Source organism: Streptomyces thermovulgaris, assembly GCF_002155915.1.
GTDB lineage: Bacteria > Actinomycetota > Actinomycetes > Streptomycetales > Streptomycetaceae > Streptomyces > Streptomyces thermovulgaris.
The window spans coordinates 1-3,431 of record NZ_MUME01000120.1 but is presented as its reverse complement, the minus strand read 5'-3'; the positions used below and the strand labels follow the sequence as shown (position 1 = coordinate 3,431).

Genomic DNA, 3,431 nt, shown 5'->3' with positions numbered 1-3,431 from the left:
GCCCGGGCGGAGGAGACCCCCGTCGAGGGCGCCGTGCCCGGCAAGCCGCAGGAGCAGGTGCGGGCCGAGGACGTCGTCGAGGCCGCGGCCCGGCGTGCCCGTGTCCGCCACCCCGGCCTGCCGATCAGCAGGGCCGCACTGCCCGAGGAGCCGGAGGCCGCACTGGTGCGGGAGAGCAGGAACGCCTCCGTCCTGGTCGTCGGCGCCCGGGGCCGCAGTGCCGTGGCCGACCTGCTGCTCGGATCGGTGAGCCTCTTCGTGGCCGCGCACGCCGACTGCCCCGTGGTCGTGGTCCGCGGCGGCCACGACAACCAGGTGCGCACCCCGGTGCACGGCCGTGTCGTCGTCGGGGTCGGGGACGAGTCCGCCGAGGCGGTGCGGTTCGCCGCCGAGGAGGCCGAACGGCGCGGAGCCGTGCTGGAGGCCGTACGGGCCTGGCGGCGCCCGGCGTACGAGGGCCTGTCCCACCCGCTGATCACCGGGGAGCCGGCGCGCGTCCACGAGGAGCGGGCCGCGCGGGCCCTGGAGGCGGCGCTGCGGGACGTGCCGTCGCAGGTGAAGCTGGAGCGCCGCACGGTGGAGGGGCCCGCCCGCGGAGTGCTCCTGGCCGCCGCGCGCCACGCCGATCTGCTGGTCGTCGGCGTCCGGTGCCGCCCGGGGAGCCTCGGCCTCCGGCTCGGCCGTACCGCCCACAGGGTCCTGCACCACGCGGCCTGCCCGGTCGCCGTGGTCCCCGAACGGGAGCGAGGGGAAGCGGTTCCCGAAGGAGCGCGAGGGACGCGGGAGCCGCGGGAGGAACGGCCGTGAGGACGGCGCGTGCCCCGGTGCCGGTTCTCCCGTGCACCGGGGCACGCGCCGCGGAACGGGCCGTTCGGGCCGGGCGTGCCGACTCGTCCCGGTTTTTCTCAGTGCCCTTTCCTCGGCTCCTCTCAAGCTCCTCTCAGCTCGTCCTGCGGTCCAGAAGCGGGCCGATCAGCGCCCACTCCGCCGCCCACCGGTCGTAGCGGCGCCGGTCCAGCCGCCGCCGGGCCAGGGACGTGACCGCGTAGACGAGGGCGACGAAGACGAGCGTGGCCCCGCAGCCGAGGAGAACGGCCTCGACACGGGCCTCGACCGGGTCGGGGGGCGAAGGAACGAGGACACCGCGGTCGTCCTGCCAGACGGTGATCGTCGTTCCGGCCCGCAGCCCCTCGTCCACCGGGGCCCGGCCGGTCTGGACGGTGCCGTCGGGGGCGGTCCAGCGGACCTTCGCCGTCGGCCGGACGCTGCCGCCCGGTGTACTGCTCGGGGTGTCGGTGAGCAGCACGGCCTGCACCGGGTGCCGGTCGGCGCGCTGCTGGGCGAGGTCCTGGTCGACGGCGCGCGTCACCACCGTCCCGACGAGTGCGCCGCCCAGAACGGCCACCACCAGCATCACCAGGACGATCCACGCCTCGACGACGTCCTCACGGCGGCGCAGCGGGTTGCTGCGCCACCGCCACAGCCGCCGCCGGGTGCACTCCGCGCCTTTCCCGCCGCTCATCGGCTGCCACCTCCTCGTTCCTTGCTCTCGAACATGGCAGTGATCACCGGCGCGGGGCTTGGGCCGGTCAGCCCCGGCTTGCGGGGACCACCGTCCCCGGCCGGGGGGACGACCCGGCGGCCGGGGACGGCCCGAACTCCGGCAGCACCACGAAGGCACCGTGCAGGCCGGTGCGGCGCAGGAGCCTGCGGAAGGACGCGCTGCGGCTGATCAGCCGCAGCCGGCCCCCGCGGGCGGCGACCCGGTTGCGGGCCCGGCACAGCAGACCCAGTCCGGCGCAGTCGATGAAGGCCACGCCCCGCAGGTCGAGCACGAGGTCCGGCCGGGGCCCGGCGGTGAGCGCGTCGAGACGCGGGGTGAGGGAGAGCCTCGCGAAAAGGTCGACCTCGCCGCTGAGGGTCACGACGGTCGTGGCGCCGACGGTGCGCTCCGTATGGCCCGGGGCGGGCCCGGCATGGCTCTGGGACATACGGACAGCAAAGCCGGTCCAGTGGGACGAGGTAAGGGCCGTTGGGTCCCCTTGCGCGAGCCCGAACAGCCCGAACGGCCCGGCCCGCCGGACGTCCGGCGGGCCGGGCCCCGGTGGACCGGCCGAGAGGGCCGGTCGACCCCGAGCGCGATGCCCGGCCGTCGGACAAGCTGGAACGGGGAGCGGTCCCGGCGGCACGCATCGGTGCCCGGACCGGGCCGCGTCCGCCCACCGGGGACCGCCGGATCCCGGCCACCCGTCCAGAACCCGTCCGAACGCAGAGAGGGTGAGGATCGGCATGAAAGGCTACGTCTTCCACGGCCCTGGGCAGTCCGCCTGGGAGGACGTCCCCGACCCGGACGTCAAGGAACCCACCGACGCCGTCGTCCGCGTCGACGCCGTCACCATCTGCGGCACCGACCTGCACATCCTCAAGGGCGACGTGCCCGAGGTCCGCCCCGGCACGGTGCTGGGGCACGAGGCCGTCGGCGAGGTCGTCGAGATCGGCGCCGACGTCCGCACCCTGCAGCCGGGGGACCGGGTCCTGGTCTCCTGCATCACCGCCTGCGGGCGGTGCCGCTACTGCCGCGAGGCCATGTACAGCCAGTGCCTGGGCGGCGGAGGCTGGATCCTCGGCCACTGCATCGACGGCACCCAGGCGGAGTTCGTCCGCGTGCCTTTCGCCGACCTCTCCGTGCATCCGCTGCCCGCCTCGGTGACCAGCCAGGACGCCGTGCTGCTGGCCGACATCTTCCCCACCGCCTACGAGGTCGGCGTGCTCAACGGGCAGGTGCGGCCCGGCGACACCGTCGCCGTGGTCGGCGCCGGACCCATCGGGCTCGCGGCGATCGCCACGGCCCGGCTGTTCTCGCCCGCGCGCGTCATCGCCGTGGACATGGCCCCCGCCCGGCTGGAGGCCGCACGACAGCTCGGCGCCGAGGCGGTGGCCGACGCCCGCGAGGCCCCCGAGCAGCTGGTGGCCGACCTCACCGACGGGCTCGGCGCGGACGTGGTCGTCGAGGCGGTGGGGACACCGGAGACCTTCGAGGTGTGCACACGCATGGTGCGGCCCGGCGGCCGTGTCGCCAACGTCGGCGTGCACGGCAAACCGGCGCCCCTGCACCTGGAAGAGCTGTGGAGCAGGAACGTGACCATCACCACGGGCCTGGTGGACACCTCCTCCACGCCCACGCTGCTGAGGATGGCGGCCGCCGGCCGGCTGCCCACCTCCCGGCTGGTCACGCACACCTTCCCGCTGGAGCGCATGGAGGAGGCGTACGACGTCTTCGCGCACTCCGCCGAGACCGGGGCGCTCAAGGTCGTGCTCGGCGGGCCGCAGCACGACCTTGAGCGCCCCGGTCTCGGCGGAGTGCGCGAAGACGTCGTACGCCTCCTCCATGCGCTCCAGCGGGATGGTGTGCGTGACCAGCCGGGAGGTGG

4 protein-coding genes are annotated in these 3,431 nt (G+C 75.3%); 2 read left to right on the top strand and 2 right to left on the bottom strand.

The genetic code is table 11. The features are described from left to right. Positions 1-807 (top strand): universal stress protein (locus tag CCN35_RS12280; protein ID WP_107501045.1); only part of this gene is annotated, 807 nt, incomplete at its 5' end. Positions 808-940: 133 nt separating this feature from the next. Here the strand turns inward: CCN35_RS12280 and CCN35_RS12275 are convergent. Together CCN35_RS12275 and CCN35_RS12270 are read right to left on the bottom strand one after the other, a co-directional pair. Beyond that, positions 941-1,522, bottom strand: coding sequence for an Rv1733c family protein (locus CCN35_RS12275; RefSeq protein ID WP_086792600.1), 582 nt, complete (start codon positions 1,520-1,522; stop codon positions 941-943). Positions 1,523-1,589: 67 nt separating this feature from the next. Then, positions 1,590-1,991: an STAS domain-containing protein gene (locus CCN35_RS12270; RefSeq protein ID WP_067389727.1), complete on the bottom strand. Its 402-nt coding sequence runs from the start codon at positions 1,989-1,991 to the stop codon at positions 1,590-1,592. A 298-nt stretch (positions 1,992-2,289) separates the two neighbouring features. Here CCN35_RS12270 and CCN35_RS12265 point away from each other — a divergent pair. Beyond that, a partial coding sequence (locus tag CCN35_RS12265; protein ID WP_107501044.1) for a zinc-dependent alcohol dehydrogenase family protein occupies positions 2,290-3,431 on the top strand: 1,142 nt, incomplete at its 3' end.

Coding starts and splice junctions, on each gene's coding strand:
- CCN35_RS12275 (WP_086792600.1), bottom strand. CDS start 1,522: ATGAGCGGCGGGAAAGGCGCGGAGTGCACCCGGCGGCGGCTGTGGCGG.
- CCN35_RS12270 (WP_067389727.1), bottom strand. CDS start 1,991: ATGTCCCAGAGCCATGCCGGGCCCGCCCCGGGCCATACGGAGCGCACC.